The sequence below is a fragment of the Candidatus Flexifilum breve genome (genome assembly GCF_016713355.1).
Map to the genome: position 1 here is coordinate 288,676 of NZ_JADJPI010000035.1, position 23,021 is coordinate 311,696.

General features: G+C 59.7%; 20 protein-coding genes. 6 read left to right on the forward strand and 14 right to left on the reverse strand.

The genetic code is table 11. From position 1 onward, the window contains the following. Nucleotide 1: 1 nt before the first annotated feature. The 3 genes from IPK17_RS24225 to solA are packed head-to-tail and all read right to left on the reverse strand — an operon-like array spanning nt 2 to nt 3,399. Entirely contained in the window at nt 2–1,123 is a 1,122-nt protein-coding gene (locus IPK17_RS24225) for a hypothetical protein (RefSeq protein ID WP_343420270.1), read from the reverse strand. After that, nucleotides 1,120–2,262: an aminotransferase class V-fold PLP-dependent enzyme gene (locus tag IPK17_RS24230; RefSeq protein ID WP_343420271.1), complete on the reverse strand. Its 1,143-nt coding sequence runs from the start codon at nt 2,260–2,262 to the stop codon at nt 1,120–1,122. Before IPK17_RS24230 ends, IPK17_RS24225 begins: the two co-directional genes overlap by 4 nt. A gap of 3 nt (nt 2,263–2,265) precedes the next feature. Beyond that, nucleotides 2,266–3,399, reverse strand: coding sequence for an N-methyl-L-tryptophan oxidase (gene solA / locus IPK17_RS24235; protein ID WP_343420272.1), 1,134 nt, complete (start codon nt 3,397–3,399; stop codon nt 2,266–2,268). A gap of 61 nt (nt 3,400–3,460) precedes the next feature. Between solA and IPK17_RS24240 the strand changes: the two genes are divergently transcribed. The 3 genes from IPK17_RS24240 (at nt 3,461) to IPK17_RS24250 (ending at nt 6,918) form a co-directional block, all read left to right on the forward strand. Continuing rightward, the gene (locus IPK17_RS24240) at nt 3,461–4,642 is read left to right on the forward strand and encodes a M20 metallopeptidase family protein (protein ID WP_343420273.1); all 1,182 of its coding nucleotides are present in this window, start codon (nt 3,461–3,463) and stop codon (nt 4,640–4,642) included. A gap of 63 nt (nt 4,643–4,705) precedes the next feature. Beyond that, on the forward strand, nt 4,706–5,899 hold the full coding sequence (locus tag IPK17_RS24245) for a glycine C-acetyltransferase (RefSeq protein WP_343420274.1): 1,194 nt from the start codon (nt 4,706–4,708) through the stop codon (nt 5,897–5,899). Then, nucleotides 5,896–6,918 (forward strand): NAD-dependent epimerase/dehydratase family protein, encoded by a 1,023-nt coding sequence (locus tag IPK17_RS24250; protein WP_343420275.1) that lies wholly within the window; start codon nt 5,896–5,898, stop codon nt 6,916–6,918. The genes IPK17_RS24245 and IPK17_RS24250 overlap by 4 nt, the downstream gene beginning before the upstream one ends. Nucleotides 6,919–7,044: 126 nt before the next feature. Here IPK17_RS24250 and menA read toward each other — a convergent pair whose 3' ends face one another. The 9 genes from menA to IPK17_RS24295 all read right to left on the reverse strand — a co-directional run bounded on the left by menA (nt 7,045) and on the right by IPK17_RS24295 (nt 17,145). Beyond that, on the reverse strand, nt 7,045–7,968 hold the full coding sequence (menA, locus tag IPK17_RS24255; RefSeq protein WP_343420276.1) for a 1,4-dihydroxy-2-naphthoate octaprenyltransferase: 924 nt from the start codon (nt 7,966–7,968) through the stop codon (nt 7,045–7,047). Between the two features lie 9 nt (nt 7,969–7,977). After that, nucleotides 7,978–8,751, reverse strand: coding sequence for an inositol monophosphatase family protein (locus tag IPK17_RS24260; RefSeq protein ID WP_343420277.1), 774 nt, complete (start codon nt 8,749–8,751; stop codon nt 7,978–7,980). A gap of 49 nt (nt 8,752–8,800) precedes the next feature. Then, nucleotides 8,801–9,529, reverse strand: coding sequence for a ThuA domain-containing protein (locus IPK17_RS24265; RefSeq protein WP_343420278.1), 729 nt, complete (start codon nt 9,527–9,529; stop codon nt 8,801–8,803). A 37-nt stretch (nt 9,530–9,566) separates the two neighbouring features. Continuing rightward, entirely contained in the window at nt 9,567–11,540 is a 1,974-nt protein-coding gene (locus IPK17_RS24270; protein WP_343420279.1) for a protein kinase domain-containing protein, read from the reverse strand. A gap of 205 nt (nt 11,541–11,745) precedes the next feature. Next, nucleotides 11,746–12,462, reverse strand: coding sequence for an ABC transporter ATP-binding protein (locus IPK17_RS24275; protein ID WP_343420280.1), 717 nt, complete (start codon nt 12,460–12,462; stop codon nt 11,746–11,748). Between the two features lies 1 nt (nt 12,463). Continuing rightward, entirely contained in the window at nt 12,464–13,243 is a 780-nt protein-coding gene (locus IPK17_RS24280) for an ABC transporter ATP-binding protein (protein ID WP_343421504.1), read from the reverse strand. Next, nucleotides 13,244–14,656 (reverse strand): branched-chain amino acid ABC transporter permease, encoded by a 1,413-nt coding sequence (locus IPK17_RS24285; RefSeq protein WP_343420281.1) that lies wholly within the window; start codon nt 14,654–14,656, stop codon nt 13,244–13,246. 5 nt (nt 14,657–14,661) lie between these two features. Then, nucleotides 14,662–15,636: a branched-chain amino acid ABC transporter permease gene (locus tag IPK17_RS24290; protein ID WP_502749405.1), complete on the reverse strand. Its 975-nt coding sequence runs from the start codon at nt 15,634–15,636 to the stop codon at nt 14,662–14,664. A 288-nt stretch (nt 15,637–15,924) separates the two neighbouring features. Continuing rightward, a complete protein-coding gene (locus tag IPK17_RS24295; protein ID WP_343420283.1) occupies nt 15,925–17,145 on the reverse strand; it encodes a branched-chain amino acid ABC transporter substrate-binding protein in 1,221 nt (406 codons plus the stop codon). 138 nt (nt 17,146–17,283) lie between these two features. Here IPK17_RS24295 and IPK17_RS24300 point away from each other — a divergent pair, with 138 nt between their 5' ends. The 3 genes from IPK17_RS24300 (at nt 17,284) to typA (ending at nt 21,371) form a co-directional block, all read left to right on the forward strand. Continuing rightward, nucleotides 17,284–18,195 carry a DMT family transporter gene (locus IPK17_RS24300; RefSeq protein WP_343420284.1) on the forward strand — a complete coding sequence of 304 codons (912 nt, stop codon included), beginning with the start codon at nt 17,284–17,286 and terminating at the stop codon, nt 18,193–18,195. A gap of 26 nt (nt 18,196–18,221) precedes the next feature. Continuing rightward, nucleotides 18,222–19,388 carry a xylose isomerase gene (xylA, locus tag IPK17_RS24305; RefSeq protein ID WP_343420285.1) on the forward strand — a complete coding sequence of 389 codons (1,167 nt, stop codon included), beginning with the start codon at nt 18,222–18,224 and terminating at the stop codon, nt 19,386–19,388. Nucleotides 19,389–19,520: 132 nt separating this feature from the next. Continuing rightward, nucleotides 19,521–21,371, forward strand: a complete 1,851-nt coding sequence (gene typA / locus IPK17_RS24310; protein WP_343420286.1) for a translational GTPase TypA — start codon at nt 19,521–19,523, stop codon at nt 21,369–21,371. A gap of 62 nt (nt 21,372–21,433) precedes the next feature. Here typA and IPK17_RS24315 read toward each other — a convergent pair whose 3' ends face one another. Further along, nucleotides 21,434–21,805, reverse strand: a complete 372-nt coding sequence (locus IPK17_RS24315) for an SWIM zinc finger family protein (RefSeq protein ID WP_343420287.1) — start codon at nt 21,803–21,805, stop codon at nt 21,434–21,436. Nucleotides 21,806–21,907: 102 nt separating this feature from the next. Next, entirely contained in the window at nt 21,908–22,987 is a 1,080-nt protein-coding gene (locus IPK17_RS24320; RefSeq protein WP_343420288.1) for a VOC family protein, read from the reverse strand. Nucleotides 22,988–23,021 lie beyond the last annotated feature (34 nt).

Genomic DNA, 23,021 nt, shown 5'->3' on the forward strand with positions numbered 1-23,021 from the left:
CCTACTTCCCGTTTTTACCGTTGCGCCGGTACATCGTCCCCCGCGGCAGCGACCGATCCGAGACCCACGGCGCGTACGGAGCCATCGTCAGCGCCGCCAGTGCCAGCAGCACCCGATCATAATTGACCCGCCAGCCCGCGTAGTCACGCCACGCCTGGTCACGGTCAGCTTTGAGCGGCACGCCCGCTTCAGCCAGTGAATCATAGAGTTGGTCGAATTCATCCTGTGCGATGCTGATCGGATCAGTCGACTTCGGGTCAGCGTCGTAGCTGATGTTGAAGAAGTCCGCGATCCGGCGGAGCGCCAGATACCCGGATCGAATCATCAACTGTGCCTGCGGGTCGTTCGGCATATCGACCGTCGACAACATGAGCGCGGCGCTGTCCAGCACCGCACCCGCTGAGGTCACCCACGACCGCCCCGCCAACGGCGAGCGGAAGTACACCAACGCCGCCAGTGAGGTATGGCTCTCTTCAAGTTCCGCGAACCACACTTCCCACAGTTCCCACAGTTCTGACAACTGTGCCAGCCCGCTGATCTGATGGGCGCGCGTGATCATTTGGTACGGCGACGGCGGCGTATTGGCGCGCACTTCCAGCATTGTGACCAAGGCCTCGCGCTTGGAAAAGGCGGAGTACATCGCGGGCAGATACGAGATCAGCAGCGCCACGATAACAAGGCCGAGCGCTGCCTCGCTGAATTCGAAGATCATACCGAACACGGTGTCGCGCCGTTCGAAACCGAGGGTGAGCAGCGACGAACCACTCAACTTGAAGGCATCGTACAGCGCCATGCCCTCGATTCCGACGTAAATCAGCGTGTAGCCGATCAACACCATCGCTAACCACACCATCGGCAGCGTGAGTAGGGCGATCGGCGCGTACAATGCCATGATGCGGTCGCGGTCTTCATACGTATCGGCATGCCGCAAGCGCAGGTCAAAGGCGAGGCGCACTGAGCGAAACACCGTGCGCGACAACTTGGTATTGGCGCTGCGCGGCAGTACCACCGTCTTGACCGCCGACAGGAAGGTATTCGCCACAATGAGTATGCCCGCTGCGAGAATCAGCAGGCGCGCCGCACCGATAATCAGGATTTGCACCAGCGCATTGAGATCGGTCACGCCTTTGCGAACACCTCACGCAGCGCGTTCAGTAGGAATTCACCGTCGTGCACCGTGTTGTACCCCTGAATCGAAGTGCGCAGGCAGGGCTTACCTTGCCAGTTGAACATCGGCAGCTCGATTTTATAGTCGTCGTACAGGCGATCTTTCACCGCCACCGGATCGCAGGGTGGCACTTCGACGGTGAACATCTGCGCGAAGTGATCATCGCTGCACAGGGGCTGCAAACCCGACCACGCGTTGATCGCGTTGCGCAGGTCCACGGCGACGGCATGGCACTGCTGACGCACCAAATCCCATTCATGTTCACGCTGAAATTGAATTGCTGCCGGGACAGTCAAAAATGCCGCGGGATCGCGCGTCGGCTGCACCTGGTGGCGGCTGATGAACGTGTCGCCGTCGCGATAACCCCAACTGATGATCAGCGGATGCACATAATCCTGCTGATCGCGCCGCACATACAGAAAACCAGACCCCTTCGGCGCGCACATCCACTTGTGGCAGTTCCCCGTGTAAAAATCCGGTTCAATCGCGCGCAGATCTACCCCGATCTGCCCCGGTGCATGGGCACCATCGATCACGCTGATAATGCCCGCTGCGCGCGCGCGGCGACAAATCTCAGTCACCGGGAAGGTCAGCGCGGTCGGCGAGGTGATGTGGCTCAGGTAGACGACGCGCGTTTTCGGCGTGACACCCGCCCAGAACTCCTCGACAAACGCTTCGTCGGAGAGGAGAGGCAGCGTCACCTTGCGTTCAACGATGACCGCGCCAGCCTGAGCGGCCACGCGCCCCCAGGTCGTCATGCACGCGCCATATTCGTGATCAGTCGTCAGAATCTCGTCACCCGCGTGCAGCGGAATGGCTTTAGCGATGGTGTTGACGCCCGCCGTCGCGTTCGCCACGAAGACCACATCGTCCGGGTCGGAGTTCACGTACGCAGCAAGCGCCGTGCGCGCCTCGCTTAGCAGCCCATCAATGCGCCGTCCCAAGAAAGCGACGGGCTGACGTTCCAGTTCCAACTGCCATGCCTGGTACGCTGCAAACACAGGCTTGGGACACGCGCCGAAGGAGCCATGATTCAGAAAGACGATTTCGGGATCAAGCAGAAAGTGTGATTTTAGGTTGTTTGGGTGAGTCATGCTCTACTTTTTCGGACTGGAGAGGCGAAAGAAACTGATGTCAAAACTGCTCTGCCCGCTGACCGCGAGTTCGGCGAGCAGTTGGCCGATCACATTGCTGAATTTGAAACCATGCCCCGAACACGGCGACGCGAACACCACATGCGCGTATTCCGGATGCTGGTCGATGATGAAATGCTCGTCCGGCGTCATGGTGTAGATGCACACCCGCGACTGCTTATGGGCCTTCACTGCCCCGTTGAGGTACTTCGCGCCAAAGGCTTGCGCCTTGGCGATCTGCGCTGGATCGGGGATGCGGTCGCCATCGAGATCCAGCGGATCCGCGCCGTGTAAGCCAATCTTCACGCCCGAACCGTCGATGCTCGGTAGGCCATACATCATGTAGCCGAACTCGTGCTTGAGGTGCGCGAGGAACACGGGAAAACGTCCGATCTCATACTCGGCGGGATTCTCCGGGATGAAGTAATTCTCCTGCGCCGCAATCGGCACCAGCGGCAGCTCGATGCCGAGCGATCCCATCAGTGCGCGCATCCACCCGCCCGCGGTGATGATCAGCCGCGCCGCCGAATAGGTTTCGGTCGCCGTCACCACCTCGACGCCCTGCGCGTTCGGCAAAATCTGCGTGACGGGCGTGTTCTCCTTGACCACCGCGCCATAACGTTCGGCGAGACGCACGTGCGCGCGCACACAGCGCGACGCCCGCAGCACCGCCGTTTCGGCCTGCAGGAACACGCTCATCTCCGGCGGCACACGGAACTGCGGATAGCGGTATACGAGTTCCTCCGGCGTGATTTCTTCGAGCGGGATCTCCATCTCGCGCATGGTTGCAAGCGTCGCGGTGTAGTCATGATCGTCCGGCGGGCTGAACGTGACACCGTCCGCCGTGACCATCAAGTTTTCGTCGACTTCCGCTTCTAGCTCGCGCCACTGCGGGTAAGCCAACTGTGCCAACCGGATGTAGATCGGATAGTCGTACACGTAACGGATGATGCGTGAATAGCCGTAGGAGCTGCCCCGTTGGTGATCGATCTCAAACTGCTCCAGGAGCAGCACGCGCTGCCCGCTCTTAGCCGCGTGATAAGCTGCCGCGCTGCCCATCGCGCCTGCCCCGATGACAATGGTGTCGAATTTCGGCATATGTGAGCCTTTGGGTATAATTGCCGCAAAAGTATAACTTAGGATCAAGGAGTCCGCACTCGTGGCAGTCGACGAAATTGTGAGCAGCGCCCATGCACTCGAACCACAAATCATCGCATGGCGGCGCGATTTTCATGCCCATCCGGAACTTGGTTTTCAGGAGTTCCGCACCGCCAAGGTCGTCGCGCAGGCTCTGAGTGAGATGGGTCTTGAAGTGGTCACGGGCATTGCCAAAACCGGGGTCATGGCGATCATCGGCGAAGGTTCTCCCGTCGTCGCCATCCGTGGTGATATGGACGCGCTGCCAATTCTCGAAGCCAATCAGGTCGAATATGCTTCGCAGACGCCGGGCAAGATGCACGCCTGCGGGCATGACTCGCACACCGCCATGCTGCTCGGCGTCGCGCGCATTCTCACCAGCATGCCTAACCGCCCCGCCGGACAGATCCGCCTGCTCTTCCAGCCGTGCGAAGAAACCGTTGATGAAGAACATAAGAGCGGCGCGCAGCGCATGGTCGAAGAAGGCGCGATGGTTGGTGTCGACCGCGTGATCGCGCTGCATGTCGCCAGTGATGTCCCCGCCGGGAAAATCGTCGCCAACGGTGGCCCGCTGACCGCGGCCGTCGATGACTTCAACGCGCGTATCATTGGCCGTGGTTGCCACGGCGCGCACCCCAACGATGGCATCGACCCGATCTTTCTGGCGGCGCAGGTGCTCAATGCGCTGCAAGGGGTACGCTCACGGCGGCTCAATCCGATTCATCCGGCTGTGCTCACGGTCGGCACCATTCACGGCGGCACCGCGCGCAACGTGATCCCCGACGACGTGACAATCAGCGGCACACTGCGCAGCTACGACCCCGGCATCCGTGAGCAGCTCCGCGTCGAAGTGGAACGTGCGCTCGGCGTGGCACGGGCGCTCGGCGGCGATTTCGAGGTCGAGTTCATCCTCGGCTGCCCATCCGTCATCAACGATAACCATGTCGCTGCGACCATTCAGTCGGCGGTGCGTGATATCGCCGGGGCAGATGCCCTGCTCGCGCAAGAACCGAGCATGGGCGGCGAAGACTACAGCTACATGACGAACAGCGCCCCGGGCGCCATGTTCATGCTCGGCGCGAAGCTCGACGAGATCAGCCGACCGCACCACAATCCGCTCTTCGACATTGATGAATCGGTGTTCAAAACCGGCGCAGCCGTCCTCGCCGAGACCGCCTGTCGTCTGCTCACGCAGCTCGCCTAAATCGGTCGTAGGGGCGCAGGTGACTGCGCCCTTATTTATTCTTCAGAGGAGATAAACCCCATTATGGATTACGTCACCGACGAAAAAACGCAATGGATCGCAGACGAACTCGCCGCGCTCAAAGCGCAGGGGCTGTACAACACCATCCGCACCATCGACAGCCCGATGGACGGCCACATTGTCGTGAATGGGCAGCCCGTCCTCAACTTCTGCGCGAACAATTACTTAGGATTAGCCAATCACCCGCGTCTCAAAGAAGCGGCCAAACGTGCCATTGACTACTATGGCATCGGGCCGGGCGCAGTGCGCACCATCGCCGGGACGATGAGTCTGCACGTGCAGCTCGAAAAACGCCTCGCCGAATTCAAACATGCCGAAGCAGTGATCACGCTGCAAAGCGGCTTCACCGCCAATCTGGCGACCATCCCCGCGCTGGTCGGCAAAGGCGATGTCATCTTCTCCGACGCGTTGAACCACGCCAGCATCATCGACGGCTGCCGCCTCAGCCGCGCGACTATCGTTTCCTACGAGCACAACAACCTCGACGATCTGCGCCGCAAAATCGCCGAGACGGCCGACTACAACCGCCGCCTGATCGTCAGCGATGGCGTGTTCAGCATGGATGGCGACATCGCCCCCCTGCCTGATCTGCTCAAGGTCGCGCAGGAGCATAAGATTCTGCTCATGGTCGATGACGCGCACGGCGAAGGCGTGCTCGGACGCGGTGGGCGCGGCATCGTCGATCACTTTGGGCTGCACGGGCAAGTCGACATTGAAGTCGGCACGATGAGCAAGGCCTTCGGCGCGGTCGGCGGCATCGTCGCAGGCAAGCAGGTCATCATCGACTGGCTGCGCCAGCGTGGGCGTCCATTCCTCTTTTCCAGCGCCATGACCGTGCCCGATGTCGCCGCCTGCCTCGAAGCCGTCGACATGCTCGAAAGCTCGGACGAACTGGTGACCCGCCTCTGGTCAAATGCCGATCTGATGAAGCAGGAGATGCAGAAGCTCGGCTTTGACATCGGGCACAGCACCACGCCGATCATCCCGGTCATGCTGGGCGAAGCGCCGCTCGCGCAGGAATTCAGCAAGCAGTTACTCGCGAACGGGGTGTTCGCGATGGCAATTGGCTTCCCGACCGTCGCCAAAGGCAAAGCGCGTATCCGCGTGATGAACACCGCCGCGCACTCGCAGAGCGACCTTGAGCAAGCCTTGGCCGCCTTCGAGAAGGTCGGCAAGCAATTGGGGGTGCTCTCGTGACCAAACGCGCAGTCCTCGTCACTGGGGCGAACGGCGAAGTCGGGCACGGGCTGATCGAGCGTTTGGCGGAGATGGGCGAAAAACACATCATCGCGCTCGATGTCATGGAACTGCACGACTCGCTGAGGCCGAAAGTCCGCGCCGCCGTGATCGGGGACATCCTCGATCAGGATATGCTGCAGCGCATCCTCAGCCGCTACGAGATCGGCACCGTTTATCATCTGGCAGCCCTGCTCTCTACCCGCGCGGAGATCACGCCGGAGGCGGCCCACCGCGTCAATGTGGAAGGCACGCTTAATCTGCTGCATCTGGCGATCGAGCAGTCGCGTCTCGTCGGGGATCGGGTCAAGTTTCTTTTCCCGAGCTCGATTGCCGTATACGGCATTCCGGATCTGGATGCGAAGGCGAGCGCGCCGCCCGTCTCCGAAGAGGAGTTCTGCAACCCAACCACGATGTACGGCTGCAACAAGCTGTACTGCGAGCATTTGGGGCGCTACTACTCGCACCACTATCGCCGGCTGGCGGCGACGCCCGAACCGCACTTGGTCGATTTCCGCGCCATTCGCTTCCCCGGCCTAATCAGCGCGTTCACGCTGCCGTCCGGCGGCACGAGCGACTTCGCGCCGGAGATGATTCACGCTGCTGCGCAGGGTGAGCCGTACCGGTGCTTTGTGCGCCCGGAAACACGCATTCCGTTCATGGCCATGCCCGACGCAATCAAGGCGCTGTTACAGCTTGCCAGCGCACCCGTCGAGCGTTTGACGCGCCACGTCTACAACGTGACCAGCTTCAACCCCTCGGCAGAAGAAGTCGCCGAAATCGTGCTGATGGCCTTTCCGAACGCGGAGATCACGTTTGCGCCAGATATGCGGCGACAGAGCATCGTCGATACATGGCCGGCGCAAGTCGATGACCAGCAGGCGCGCCTTGATTGGGGCTGGCAACCAGATTACGACCTCGCCAATGCTTTCGACCAGTACCTCATTCCGAATATCCGCGAGCGGTACACGACGACCTAAGTCGTAGTCGTAGGGGCAAGGCGCGCCTTGCCCCTACACCACACCTGAGGCACTCGCGCCCATAAGAATCAACGGGGCGCACAAATGTGCGCCCCGACATCTTCACGAACTATCTTGCACCAATGACTACCCGCTGACAGCTAACCGCTGAATCACCAGCCACACCGCCCAACCGATCACCAACCACAAGCCAAACTGCCCATGCAGCTTGGCGGTGCGCCCCTGTGCTTGATGCAGCAGCGCCGTATCACGGCTGTTGAAGATGATCTGAATTAAACGGTAGGCTTCCGGTGCGGTGATGAGGACTGCCAGCGTCGTGATCGGCATAACGCCGAGCAGAATCATCACGCCGACGGCGACATATGCTCCACCCACCAGCCCGAGGTATTCCAGCTTAGCAACGCGCAGGCCGAACAGTACTGCTAATGTGCGCTTGTTCACCGCGCAGTCAGCATCAATGTCGCGCACGTTATTCGCATGCAGAATCGCCGCGACCATGAAACCAATCGGGATCGCCGCGACAATTGGCGTCCAACTGAACTCGCGCGCCATCACATAATATGCACCGAGCACCATCAACGGTCCCATAAAGATGAAGACTGCCACTTCCCCGAGTCCGTTGTACGCCAGCGGGAACGGGCCGGCGGTGTAGGTGATCACAACCAGCACGCCGCCCAATCCGATCCACAACAGCAGTGGGCCGCTTTGCGTCAGCAGAAACAAGCCGATTAGCGATCCGGCGACCACCGTCGCGATGGCGCCGATCAGCACGCGCTGTGGGGTGAGCACACCCTCTTTGATGATCATGCCCTGCCCCGCCTGCTTGAGCGTATCCGCGCCGCGGCGATAATCCCAGTACTCGTTGATGAGGTTCGCCGCGATCTGCAAAAACAGCGCACCAATCAGCGACAGGATGAAGCGTACAAGGTCAAATGTGCCAGCCTGTACGGCAATAACCGCGGCCAAGCCCAACGGGACATAGGTCGCCGTTAATGTCCGCGGTCGCGCCGCGCGATACCAAGCATTCCATACTGTTGCGTTAGCCGCCATGCCGATCCTTTATGCCTGACTATCGTTGAGCAGTGCCATCACCGGGTCGAACAGCGCGCCATTCGTCGCGACCGACTCGCCCGCAGAAATCGTCGCGTTGCCTTTGAAATCCGTGAAAGTGCCGCCCGCTTCCGGCAAAATGACGCCAAAGGGCGCACAGTCCCAGATTTGCATCTTCGGGTCGAACATCATTTCCGCGCGCCCGGTAGCGACCAAGGCATAGCCATAGGCATCGCCCCACGTGCGCTGAATATACGTCGACGAATTAAGCTTGCGCCACGCTTCCGGTCGATTTTCCCAGGTGCGGCTGATTTCGCTGGCGAGCAGCGTTGCCTCTTCGAGCTTCGCAACGGACGATACACGTGCGCGTCGTCCATTCCAGTAGCAGCCGCCGCCCACGGAGGCCGAGATCGTTTCGTCCAGTGCGGGAAAATGGGCCACGCCGACGATGGGGTGGTCGCGTTCGACCAACGCCAGCAAGCAACCGTACAGCGGCACCCCGCTCACGAACGACTTCGTCCCGTCAATCGGGTCAATGATCCAGCGGAATTCGCTGCGGCTCGCCTGTTCGCCATACTCTTCCCCAATGATGCCATGATCGGGATAGTAACGGTTGATCGCGCCGCGCAGGTACTGTTCCGACTCGCGGTCAGCCAGCGTGACCGGGCTGTTGTCGCCTTTGCGTTCCACCGCAATCCCGGTCTGGAAGTAGCGCAAGGTGATCCGTCCGGCGCGCCAGGTCACGTCCAGCGCGAAATCAAGCAAAGATTGTAGTGCAGCCACCTATCATCTCCCATTGGGCTAACCGCGAGTCAAGTTTATGGCGAGTCAGTTACTCGGCATCCGGCAGCGGTTCGAGCGGCACGGTGCGATTTTCAACCCACACGCGCGGCCCATTCGTCGGGGCAGCCCAGCGCACGCCGTTCGCAATGACGTGGCGCACGTTCTTGTCGTAGTACGTCGGGAACGTCTCGTGTCCGGGGCGGAAATAGAAGACCTTGCCGCGCCCACGGTAGAAACAGCACCCGCTGCGGAAGATTTCGCCGCCCTGGAACCAGCTCACCAGCACTAACGAGTCCGGCTCGGGAATGCCAAACGGTTCACCATACATTTCTTCGTGGGGCAGTTCAAAATAATCGGGCAGACCATCGGCGATGGGATGCGCCGGGTTGACCACCCACAGGCGTTCCTTCTCGTTGGCTTCGCGCCACTTGAGGTCGGCATTTACGCCCATCAGTTTCTTAAAAATCTTCGAGTGGTGGCCGGAGTGCAGCACGATCAGCCCCATGCCATCCATGACGCGCTGATATACCCGTTCGACGATCTCGTCTTTCACATCGCCGTGCGCCATGTGCCCCCACCACAGCAGCACGTCGGTTGCCGCCAGCACGTCCGCCGTCAAGCCGTGTTCGGGTTCGTCCAGCGTCGCCGTCCGCACTTCAGTGAAGCCATGTTCGCGCAAGCCGTCCGCGATGACACTGTGAATGCCCGTCGGGTAGACCGCTTTAACTTTTTCGTTCTTCTGTTCGTGTCGACCTTCGTTCCAGACTGTGATACGCATGTGCGTTTATCCTTTCAGGAAATACGCCTCTAGTGTATCAATCCTGTGGGGATGCTTCCAGTCCATCACGCGTGATCAGCACGTTCTGTGCGAGCACGATATACTGCGGAACGGTCGCGTCGCCCAACAGGCGCACCAGCGCGTCCACACTGATCTGAGCGACTTCTGCCGCCGAGATTTGCAGCGTCGCGCGCAGGTAATAGCCCTCGCGTACATACTGCTCGGCCAGTGATTCGCCGTTCACGCTGAATATTGCGATCTCATCCGGGGCAATGCCCGCTTCTTCCAGCGCCCGAATTGCGCCAAACGAGGTCGCATCACTCAGGCTCAACACAACATCGAAGTCGATCTCGGCCTGCAAAATGTCCCGCATCGCTGCATAGCCCGAATCACGGTCAGCGTTTGCGGCATACTCCCCCACGATCTGTGCCTCGGGTGCCGTCTCCAACAAACCTGCTTGCATCGCCGCCATGCGCCGGTTGCTCGTCTCCAGTTGAGACGCGCCGAGCACGACGACGTTCGCCGGACGATCGAAGTGGTCACGGATGTAGTTTCCGGCTTCGCGACCCACCAACTGTCCGATCACGTCGTTATCCGGCTCAACCATCACCGCATTATTGTCACTCGCAATCGGAAATGTAAACACGACGGGCACATGGGCACGGTGGGCATGCTGTATTGACTCACGCAAGGCCGCATCATCCAACGGACAGATGATCAATGCACGGGCACCAGCCTCAAGCGCCTGCTCGATAAGCATCGCCTGCTCTGTCGGATTCATGGCCGGATCGTACACTTCAAAGCGCAGACCATAGCTCGCTGCTCGCTCGGCCATTTCGCGCGCGCGCGTGGCTTGCGTCTGACTTTCGAGCGTACAGGTCACAAAGGCGATGAACTGCGCCGTGCCTACGCGCCGCTGCGCGCGGCGGAGTTCCTCATCTGCAGGTGCGACCTCCGCCGCCGTGCCGCGTTCCCCCACCAGAATGGTCGGGTTAGGCGGCTGGCTGATTTCGCTCAGACCCACTAACTGTGAGAAGGCAAACAGCAGCACAATCGCCACCACCACGCCGATGACACCAAAGCCGTACAACCGCAGCAGTGATCGGTCGCTCGTCGGCTGCCGCGGCGCACGCGCCTCTTTAGGGACGCTGTCCCCTGTCGGTTCACCTTGCAATGCGGCGGTCAGGGCATCGGACAACGCCTGCGCAGTGGGGAAACGCTCTTCCGGGCTCTTGTTGAGCGCGTTCAGAATCACCTGCTCAACGCCGACGGGAATATCTGGACGCAGTAAACGCGGCGGCGGTGGCGGCACATTGATCTGCTTGTCAATCATATCCAGCACGCCCGCTGCGATGCGGGCAAACGGCGTATGACCAATCAACATGGTATAGAGCAGAATGCCGAGCGAATACACATCAGAGCGGCGATCCACGGGCAGATCGCGTAGTTGTTCGGGCGAACAGTAGGCGGGCGCGCCGATAATGTATCCGGTCTTCGTCAAGCTCAACGAGGGGTGATCCATAAACTTGGCAACGCCAAAATCGCTCACGTAGGCGTTCCCCGTGTCATCCAGCAGGATGTTGCTCGGCTTGACGTCGCGATGCACGATGCCACGTTCGTGCGCGTAATGCAGCGCGGAAGCGACCTGTGTGAAAAGCAGCGCCGCACGACTGAGCGGCAGCCCACTGCTCGTGATCAAATCGTCCAGTGAGCCGCCGCGCATCAGTCGCATCACGATGTACGCCAAGCCGTCTTCGGTCACGCCATAGTCATGCACGGGCAAAATATGAATATGTTCCAGCGCGGCGATGATCTTAGCTTCGTGTTCAAAACGCTGCCGAAAGTCCTGCTGATCATCGATATTGTAGACTGGGTTGATAACTTTGAGGGCGACATCACGCTGCACCGATTTCTGACGTGCACGGTAAACGTCGGCGGTCGCTCCGCGGCCAATGCGTTCTTCGAGTATATAGTCGCCAATTTCTTTCCCAGCGTATTGGTTGGCTGCCATCACTGTCCCTATGTATGGCGAACAGAACAGTCTCCCGAGGCAAAGGCCCGGTTCAGGGTCGGAAATGATGAGGTTTGAAGCCGAGAGTCCGAGGCTTACAATAGCATTGTTCGCGGTATCAGGCAACCTATGTGGACTTACACGCGGGGCGTTACAGCGACCGAATAGTCGGGGCGTACAGGATACGCCCCGAAGTTCAGAATCGTTAGCTCTCGCCGAGGTACGCTTTGCGCACCATGTCATTGGTGAGCAGAGATTTCGCGCTGTCGTTCAGCACGACCTCACCCGTTTGCAGCACGTAGCCGCGATGCGCGACTTCCAGCGCCATGAGCGCGTTCTGCTCAACGAGCAGAATCGTCTTGCCTTCACGGTTGATCTGCACGATGATATCGAAAATCGCCTCGACCAGTACGGGCGCTAAGCCCATCGACGGTTCGTCGAGCAGCAACACCCGCGGGTCGGCCATCAGCGCGCGGGCAATCGCCAGCATCTGCTGTTCACCGCCGGACAGCGTGCCGCCCTTCTGGAAGGTGCGTTCGCGCAGCCGGGGGAATAAATTGAACATCTGCTCAATCCGGCTCTTGATGAGGTTCCCATCTTTGACGTTCCACGCGCCGATTTCAAGGTTCTCGCGCACTGTCAGCAGCGGGAAAATGCGCCGACCTTCCGGCACATGCCCCACACCGAGCGCGGCAATATCGTGCGGGCGGCCGCCGTTGATGTCTTTGCCCGCCAATTTGACCGTGCCCAACCGCGCCTTGACCATCCCGCTGATCGTGCGCAGCGTGGTCGATTTCCCCGCGCCGTTCGCCCCTACCAGCGTGACGATCTCGCCCTCATTGACGGTCAGATTGATGCCTTTGAGCGCGTGAATTTGACCGTAGTACGTGTGTAGGTTTTCCAGTTCCAATAAAGCTGCCATGTTAGACCTCCGCGCCTGCGGCACGCCGCCCTAGATACGCCTCGATCACGCGCTTGTTCGCACGGATATCGGCGGGCGAGCCTTCCGCGATCTTCTCGCCGTAGTCGAGGACGCTGATGTGTTCGCTGATGCCCATGACCACGCGCATATCATGCTCGATCAGCACGACCGTGACCTTCCGCTGATCGCGCACGCGCCGGAACAGCAGCGTCGCGTCATCGCTTTCCTGCGGGTTCATGCCAGCGGTTGGCTCATCCAACAGGATCAGCTTGGGATCACTGGCGAGCGCGCGCGCAATCTCGACGCGGCGCTGGTCGCCATAGGGCAAATTGCGGGCGAGTTCATCGCCTTTGCCCATCAGCCCGACAAACTGTAGGAGTTCGCGCGAGTACTCGCGCACATGGTCTTCCTGTTTCGCGAAACTCCGTGTGCGCAGCAGCGTCTTGCGCAGCGACACATCGAGGCGCGAATGCATGCCGACCATCACGTTTTCCAAGACAGACATATTGCCGAATAAGCGAATGCTTTGGAACGTGCGCGCAACGCCCGCCGCGTTCACCTGATCGGGTCGCAGCCCGATCAGCGAGCGACCGTTGAACATGATCGTCCCGGAATCTGGCTTGTAGATGCCTGTCAGCAGATTAAACAGCGTGGTTTTGCCCGCGCCGTTGGGGCCAATAATCGAGCAGATGCTCCCCTCAGGAATGCTAATGCTTACGTCGCGCACGGCGCGGATACCGCCAAAGGATTTGACGAGCTTGTTGACTTCAAGCAGCATGATCTAGTCGCCTCCGGAAGCAGGTTCAGAGCTCTTGATGATCGGCGTCTCCATCGTTTTGGTGCGCCGTTTCTCATCCAGCTCCATTTTGCGTCGGGGTTCGGGCAGCAAGCCTGCCGGACGGAAGAGCATCATCAGAATCAGCAGCAAGCCGAACACCAAGCGTTCATACTTGGCGGGTTCAAGCTGCGTCGGCCAGTCTTTGATATGGAAGTTGATGAGCGGCACGACATAGTCGATGTTGCGCAGCGCGTTGAGCTGCAGCGACATATTCTTCAACACTTGCAGGTTGAGCAGCGTCACGATGATCGAACCGAGGAGCACGCCGCGGATCCCGCCCATGCCGCCCACGATGACCATCGCCAGAATACTGATCGATTGAATGAGGCTGAAGCTTTCCGGGCTGACAAACGTCTGCTTGGCCGCGTACAACACGCCAATCGCCCCGGCGAACGACGCGCCCGTCGCAAAGGCCAGCAGCTTCATCCGCACCAGCGGCACGCCCATCGCAATCGCCGCGACTTCATCTTCGCGGATCGCCGTCCACGCGCGGCCAATCGCGGAGTTATCCAGCCGCCGCGCCGCCACGATGATGACGCCAAGGATGATGATCCCAATGAAGTAAAACAGGATTTGCTGTGCCAGCGGTTCGAGGTTCCCGGCGATCTGAATGCCGAAGGTGTTGGCTATCCCGCCGATGAAGTCGACCCAGAACGCGGGCATGGGCGGGCTGGCTACGTTAAGCAGCCCCTGCGAACCGTTCGTCAGGTTGACCGGTTGGTCGGCATTGCGTGCCAGTACGCGGATCATTTCGCCGAAGCCGAGCGTCACAATCGCGAGGTAATCACCGCGCAGACGCAGCACGGGCAGGCCGAGTACAATCCCGACTCCGGCGGCGACGACCACGCCGACGAACAGGAACAGGTAGAACGCCCAACCCGGTACGATGATCCCGCTTACGAAGAAGACCGTATCCGCGCTGGACGTGAACATCGCCCATACGTAGGCGCCGACCGCGAAGAAGGCGATATAGCCAAGGTCGAGCAGCCCGGCGAAACCGACGACGATGTTCAACCCGAGTGCTAACCCGGCGAAAATGCAGATCTGGATCGTCAGTTCGAGGTAGCTGCTGTCGTAGATGCCGATCATCGGCATGGCGATGACCAGCAGCAGCAAAATCAAAGAATATTTGAATTTATTCGGGATCGGCGCGGCCAAAATGACCAGCGGTGATAGCACAAACGGCGGAAAGACCAGTGTGCTAAACAGCGGGAACAGCAAGTTACCACGATCCAGTGAGAGCAGCGTGCCCACCGCGATCAGCAGATAAGCGATGATCAGCACCCCCGCGACCCGCGGCTGCTTGATCCACGCGCGCAAGGTTACCCAGGGACTTGAAGCGGCTTGTGTCGTCATGGCGGTTACACTTTCTCGTCCACGCGTTCGCCGAGCAGACCACTGGGCCGGAAGATCAGGATCAGGATCAGCACGGAGAAGGCGAAAATATCGGTGTAGCGTTGGCCGAGCGCCGGGAAGTACACCAGCACGCCATTCAGGAACGATTCAACCAAGCCGAGCGTCAGCCCGCCGAGCAGCGCCCCGGTCACATTGCCGATGCCGCCGAGCACCGCCGCAGTGAACGCTTTCAGCCCCGGGATAAAGCCCACGTAGGGCGTCACCGTGCCGACGTTCAAGCCAAACAACGCCCCAGCGGCGCCGCCGAGTGCCCCACCGACAAAGAAGGTGATTGATACGATCAGGTTGACGTTGATGCCCATCAGGCCAGCCGTGGTGCGATCCTGCGATACAGCACGGATGCCGCGCCCGAGCTTCGTGCCATTGACGAAATAGTTGAGCACGATCAGCATAAGCACCGCCGCGATCACGATGACAATCGAGGTGATCCGCACATTGACCGTGTTATCACCAAACTGCACGGGGATAGGCGTCCGCAAATACGGGAGATCGCCCGTAGGATAAGTGAGATTAAAGTCATTGCGCGTGATCGCTTCAATCGCGCGCACAAAATCGATCAAGAAGAAGCTGATGCCGATGGCCGTAATGAGCGGCACGAGGCGCGGTGCGTTGCGCAGCGGACGGTAAGCGACGCGTTCGATGAACACAGCGAGTAAGCCGCTGGCCATCATTCCTGCCCCGACTACGGTGATGACGAGGAACACCGGATGCCACGCTTGGATGAACCCGGCATCGTCGATGCGGCGCATCACCTCAAAACCAACCACCGAACCGACCATGAAAATCTCGCTGTGCGCGAAGTTAATAAATTTGAGCACCCCATACACCAGGGTATAGCCTAACGCGACCATCGAGTAGACAAACCCGATGCTGATCCCGCTGATGATCATGCCGGGAAGCTGTTTCCCGATCTGATCCATCAGGATAATGTTCTCACGGGGTTCAGGGACGAGCAGTGCGAGGATGACCGCAAGCAGCGTGAGCAAACCCGCAGCGCCAGCAATGAAGACCACCATTTGCCCAATGGGGAACAGAATGAAACGGACGGGAAAGCTATCGCGCAGGCGTCTCCATGGGGAGTCGAGGGCAGCAACGCTGTTTGCTTGCGGCGGGGTCAAGGTCTCTGAACTCATACGACAACTCCAACAGGCAATTAGAAAAAAGGCGGCAGCGCGGGTGCGCTACCGCCCAATGTGCGGACTTACCAACTACGAGCTCGGGGTGGCTTCCGGTTCCACCGCGGCGAGCGGCGAAGGAATGTTCTGCGAGGACAGCAGTTCGTTGCTATTCCAGTCAGCCGGGTCAGCCGAGCCAACGCTCAGGATGTAGTACTGGCCGATTTCCGGGTCGCCATTGTCGTCAAAGCTGTACGTGCCGGTGATACCAGCATAGCCTTCGGTCGCGCGAACGGCCGCAGCCACTTCCGCACGGCTCGGCAGCGCGCCGTTGGCTTCGATCAAGCCAGCAATCGCTTGCAGAACGATACCGGTCGAGTCATAGGCCTGCGCCGCAAACGGCTGGGGTGCTTCGCCGTACGCTTCTTCGTAGGAGGCCGCGAAGTCCGCCGCATCCGGGTAAATGGTCACGGGAGCCGCAACCGTCGTGTAGTACGTGCCGACGCCAGCTTCACCGGAGAGTTCTGAGAATTCCGACGAGTCGAAGCCATCCGGGCCCATGAACAGACCGGTGTAACCCGCGGTGCGCGCCTGGTTGATGAAGATGCCCGACTGCGGATACAGGCCGCCGAAGTAGATCAGATCCGGCGCGAGCGCGAGGATCGGCTGGATGATGCCTTCGAAGTTGGCCGCTTCTTCCGTGCCCTCGAAACCGAGGACTGTCAGACCCTGAGCTTCAGCTTCCGCCTGGAAGAATTCAGCGACGCCCAAGCCGTAAGCAGTGGTATCGTGGATGATATAGACCGAAGACACGCCGTCGAGGCTGGCCGCAAACTGCGCACCGGCAGCGCCCTGCGCATCATCACGACCGCAGATGCGGTTGACGGTCGGGTAGCCACGGTCGGTGATGTTGACGTTAGTATTCGCGGGCGAGACCATCACGAGGTCGTTGTCGTTGTAAACTTCCGACGACGGCAGCGCGACACCGCTGTTCAGGTGACCAATCACGGCGAGGATGGCGCCATCATTCACAATGTTCTGGGCATTCGCCACGCCAACGTCCGGGGTCGCCTGATCGTCAAACGGGACGAATTCGACCGTGTAGCCCAGATCAGTGAGCGGGCCAGACAGCTGAGCAATCGCCAGTTCAACGCCGTTGCGGATACCGGTGCCGAGGATCGACTGCGGGCCAGACAGCGGGGTCTGGGAAGCAATGCGGATAACGGTATCCTGCGCGCTCACCATCGTTGCGCTCATCAGGAGACCGACCGCCACCACCAACAAAAATACCATCAGCTTGCGCGAAGTCTTCATGTGCCACTCCATCAAATTGTGTTGTAGAACATTAAAATTTCCAGCTAAGGTTAGTATACTAACCCACGGAAAAGTTACAAGCAATCAATCTCATTTAATAAAATTTGATTGGATTCTGTTCACAATTTAGGATTGACAATGCTCAAAGGCGCGTTCTACGGTCTCACGGCTGCCGCCACCTGGGGTGGTCTCTACGTCGTATCTGACATCGTTTTAGAGACGATTCCGCCCTTCACCCTGCTCACAATTCGCATCCTGATCGGGCTGCTGCTGCTCGGCCTATTCGCGCGGCTCAATTCCAAACTCATCTATCCGGATCGCCGCGGCGCGCTCAAGTTGCTCGGCGTCGGCTTCCTCGGCTTCGGGATCAGCATCGGCGCGCAGTTCGTCGGCACCGACAAGTCGACGGCGTTCAACGGCGCGCTGATCACGAGCGCCGCCCCCGCCTTCATTCTGCTGTTCGCCGCGCTCATCCTGCGCGAAAAACTGACCGTGCAGCGCATCGCCGCCGTCATTCTGGCCACCATCGGCGTCATCATCATCATCGACCCGGCCAATGTCAACTTCAGCTCGGACACGTTCTTTGGGGATATCTCACTGGCCTTCGCCGCGCTGACATGGGGGTTGTATTCGGTGCTGGTACGCCGGGTCAGCGGCCAGTTTGACACGCTGATCGTGTCGTTGTATGCGCTGCTCGGCGGGTTGGTTTTCACGCTGCCCGCCGCCGCACAGGAACTAACTGTACGCCCGGTCGGCACGATTGACCTGCCGATTCTGCTCGGCGTCCTCTACCTGAGTGTGATCGCGATGGCGCTCGCCATGTGGATGTGGAATCGCGCCTTCGCGCTGGTCGAAGCCTCGATTGCGTCGCTGTTCTTCTTCGCGCAGCCACTGGTCGGCGGGCTGCTGAGCGTGCTCGTGCGCGGGCAAGAACTGACGCCAAGTCTCCAACTGGGGAGCGCGCTGATTATCGGCGGCGTTTTGCTGACAATTGTCACGCCGCGCCCGTCGCCAGAACGAGCCAAATTGGATATAGTTGAACCGTCATAAGGTATTTTTTGAAAGGATCTCCTCTCATGACGGATTTTCAACCTCGTCCGGAAGACAAATTCACGTTTGGCTTGTGGACCGTGGGCAACGTGGGTCGTGACCCGTTTGGGCCGCCCGTGCGTAATCCCATCTCCCCTGTCGAGATCGTGCATCTGCTCGCGGAAGTCGGCGCGTACGGCGTCAACTACCACGACGATGACCTGATCCCGATTGGCACGCCGACCGCCGAACGCGAACAAATCATCCGCGACTTCAAGAAAGCGCTCGCCGATACTGGCATCAAAATGCCGATGGCGACCGCCAACCTGTTCTCGCACCCGATTTTCCGGGACGGCGCGTTCACCTCGAACAACCCGAAGGTGCGCGCGTTTGCTCTGCAGAAGACGCTGCAGTGCATCGACATTGGCTACGATATGGGCGCGTCGGTCTACGTGATGTGGGGCGGGCGCGAAGGTACAGAGACGGACGCCAGCAAAGCCGCGACCGATTCGGTCAAGCGTATGCGCGAAGCGGTCAACTTCATCACCGAATACATCAAGTCGCAGGGCTACAACCTGAAGGTTGCCCTGGAAGCCAAGCCGAACGAGCCGCGCAGTGACATTTACTTCCCGACGACTGGGGCGATGCTCGGCTTCATCGCCACGCTCGATCACCCGGAAATGGTCGGCGTGAATCCGGAAGTTGCCCACGAGCACATGTCCGGTCTGAACTTCATGCATGCGGTCGCGCAGGCGTGGGACGCGGGCAAGCTGTTCCATGTCGATCTGAACGACCAGTTGTTTGGCCGGTTCGATCAGGATTTCCGCTTCGGCTCGGTCATGCTCAAGCAGAACTTCTTCCTCGTCAAGTTCCTCGAAGATGTCGGTTACAGCGGCAGCCGTCACTTTGACGCGCACGCCTACCGCACCGAGGACTACGCCGGCGTCCGCGATTTCGCGCGCGGCTGCATGCGCACCTACCTGATCTTCAAGGAACGCGCCGCCCGCTGGAACGCCGATCCTGAAATCAAGGCGATCCTCGAAGAGGTCAACGCGAATGATGGCTCCGTCGACTTCCTCAAGGGTGGTTTCACGCCCGAGAAGGCCCAGCAGCTCAAGGCGACCGAATTCGACCGTGACGGCATCGCCGCCAAGGGTCTGGCCTACGAACGCCTCGATCAACTGACTGTGGAAGTCCTGCTCGGCGTCCGCTAACTTATTTTGGCCGGGGTGCAAACGCTTGCATCCCGGCACAATTACGGCTTCTCGTGTAAATCCCCCTATATCCCTTAACATTTCCCTGCTAAAATTGTATGTGATTCCAGAGAGTTAGGCTAAAGGGAAACTGTGACACAGACTCGCGCCGATATTCGCAACATTGCGATCATCGCTCACGTCGATCATGGCAAAACAACACTCGTAGACGGTATGCTCAAGCAGACCAAGGTCTTCCGCAACGCTGACGCCGCTGGCGAACGCATCCTCGATTCGAATGCGTTGGAACGCGAACGCGGTATTACCATTCTGGCGAAGAACACCGCCGTCGTGTGGGGTGATGTCAAGATCAATATCGTGGATACGCCCGGCCACGCCGACTTTGGCGGTGAGGTCGAACGTATTCTCAACATGGCGGACGGCGCGCTGCTCCTCGTCGACGCGGTTGAAGGGCCGATGCCCCAGACGCGCTTTGTGCTGCGTAAAGCACTGGCCGCCGGGCTGCGCATCATTGTCGTTATCAATAAGGTTGACCGCCCACACGCGAATCCTGAAGTGGCGCTCAATGAAACCTTCGATCTATTCATCGAACTCGGTGCGAGTGACGAACAGGCAAATTTCCCGGTCGTGTACGCCATCGGCATGGATGGACGCGCGGGCATGGAAGCGGACAAACTCGACAATGATTTGACGCCCCTGTTCGAAACGATCATCAAAGAAGTGCCGCCGCCCGTGATTGACGGCGATGCTCCGGCACGTCTGCTCATCACCAACATTGAGTACGACAACTACAAGGGACAGATCGGCATTGGTCGCATCGATTCCGGTGTGATTAAGAAGGGGATGCAGGTCGTCCGCATTACGCCCACGGGTGAACGGGTCAATGCGCACATCGACTACCTGTTCACGTTCTTTAACCTGTCCAAAGTGGAAGCGACCGAAGTGCGCGCCGGCGATATTATTGCGATTGGCGGCATCGGCGAACTCGGCATCAGCGACACGATCGCCGATCCCGCAAACGCCGTCGCCCTGCCCCCCATCCTCGTGGAAGAGCCGACGGTCCGCATGACGTTTGGCGTCAATACCTCGCCTGTGGCGGGCCGCGAAGGCCGAACGGGCTGGGGCACATCGCGCAAGCTGCGTGAACGCTTGTTCAACGAGACCCGCAGCAATCTCGCGCTGCGCGTGAGTGATGGCGATTCGCCAGAACGGTTTGTGGTCAGCGGACGTGGTGAACTCCACCTCGGCATCCTCATCGAAACCATGCGCCGCGAAGGCTATGAATTTGAAGTCAGCAAGCCGGAAGTCATCTACCGCCGCGACCCGGAAACGGGCGAAATGCTCGAACCGGTCGAGGAAGTGCATGTCGATGTCGCCGACGATATGACGGGCGTCGTCGTCGAAATGCTCGGCACCCGCCGTGGGCAAATGATCGACATCAGCTCTGAAAACGGGACGACGTACCTGAAGTATCTCGTGCCGACGCGCGGTTTGCTCGGCTTCCGCGCCAAGCTGCTCACCGCGACCAGCGGCATGGGCACCATTCACAGCATTTTCCACGGCTATGAACCCGTCGCCGGAGCCATTCCCGGGCGTCAGTTTGGCAGTCTCGTCGCGTTTGAAGCTGGCCCGTCGACCACCTACGCGATGGCGGATCTGCAGCAGCGCGGCACGTTCATCATCGAGCCGGGCACCGATGTTTACGAAGGCATGGTCGTTGGTGAACATATCCGCCCGGAAGACCTGGCGATCAATGTGTGCAAGTCCAAGCACCTGACGGCCGTCCGCACGAAGAACTACGCCGACGATATTCGTTTGCGTTCCATCCGCGCCATGACGCTGGATGATTTCATCGAGTTTATGGCCGACGACGAACTGCTCGAAGTCACGCCGGAAAGCCTGCGCCTGCGTAAGCGCATCCTCAACAACGAACTGCGTATGCGTGACCAGAAGGCCCGCGAGAAGCTGATGGCCGACGCCTAAGCGCAGCAGTTTCAGCGAGTAACAAAAAAGGACGCTCACCATGAGCGTCCTTTTTGTTTGGTTTACGCGGCATCCTTGAGCGGACGCGACGTAATGTAGATCGCGCCATCCGCGGTGCTTCCATTCAGCCGCAGGATGCGATGTCGTTGGCGCTGCGCGTCCGATAATTCGAGCCAAAAACTTAGCGCGCGTTTCTGTCGCGCCGCCAGGTAACTCAACGCGGCGAGCACATGTGAGCAGCCATAGCCGCCGTTTTGCGCCCAAGGACATGTACAGCGGGCGTGGATCGTCCCCGCATCATCCGTCTCAATCGAGACAATGTGATTCGCGTACGGATTTGAACGGCTGGTCACGACCAGTGTATGCGGCGCAATCTGCTTGACGCGCAAGTTCCGACTGCGAGCCTGGAGCTTCTTGATCTCTCTTGGGTGCATGTTCTCAACCTCCCGAATGAGGCTGCTATACTCACATTTCTTCCCTTATAGTATAGCACACTCGTTCGTATTTGTGAACACACATTCCTCGAGTCTTTAACATTACCCCGCATTTATGGGGGTCGCGTTGATCGGCGTGAGCGCGCCTTCGATCACCGCGCGGCTCTGTTCCAACCACGGCGGCAGCATCAGGTGCGTGCCCAGTTCGGCGACCGGCTCGTCGACCGCAAAACCGGGGTCAAGGGTCGCGATTTCGACGATGTGCCCGTCCGGATCGTTGGTGTAGATGCTCTTGAAGTAGGTGCGATCCCGCACAGGCGACACACCATAGCCCGCCGCAATCAGCTTGGCCCGCCATTCGAGCTGCACTTCAGCATTCTCAACCGCCAGCGCGAAATGATGCGTCTGCCCAGTGCCGAGCCGCGCCCGCTTGCCGTACTTCGGGTCATGCTCGAAATAGGTGATCAGCGTGCCCGGATCACCCTCCCCCACCCCCCAGTACCAGTGTGGCGTCGTGGGATCGTCGAAGTTGCCCGTGCGCTTGAGCAGCCGCATTCCCAGCACGCCGGAGAAGAATTCGTTGGTGCGCTCGATATTCGAGCTGATCGCCGAAATGTGGTGCATACCGTCAACGAGCGCCATATCGGGCGTGATAACGGGAACGGGTTCAGCCCACGTCAGCGCATTGATCGTCACCTGATCGCGGTTGGCCAAACGCAGGTCTTCCGGCGGCTCGCGGTATTCCGTGCCGAGCGCGTCCGGCGTCTCGTCAATCGTCCAACCGGGGCCGCGGGTGGCGATTTCTAACACCGCGCCATCGGGATCGCGGAAGTAGATTGACTTGAAGTAGGCCCGATCCAGCGGCCCGGTGACCGGCACGCCTGCGTCGGTCAGCCGCCGCTTCCACTTCAGGAGTCCGTCGTAGTCGTTGACGGTCAGCGCGAAGTGATGCGTGCCGCCGATGCCGTAGCTGCCCCGCGGAGCGTTGGGCCATTCGAAGAAGGTGATCGCCGTGCCGGGTGCGCCCGTTTCATTCCCAAAATACAGGTGATAGCTGCCGGGGTCATCAAAGTTGACCGTCTTCTTGACAAGGCGTAAGCCGAGCACGCCCGTGTAAAAGTCGACGGTGCGCTGCGCATTGGCCGCGGCCAGCGTGATGTGATGCAGTCCCAGTATCGTCATGGTTCACTTTCCTATTCGTTACAATACTTAGACG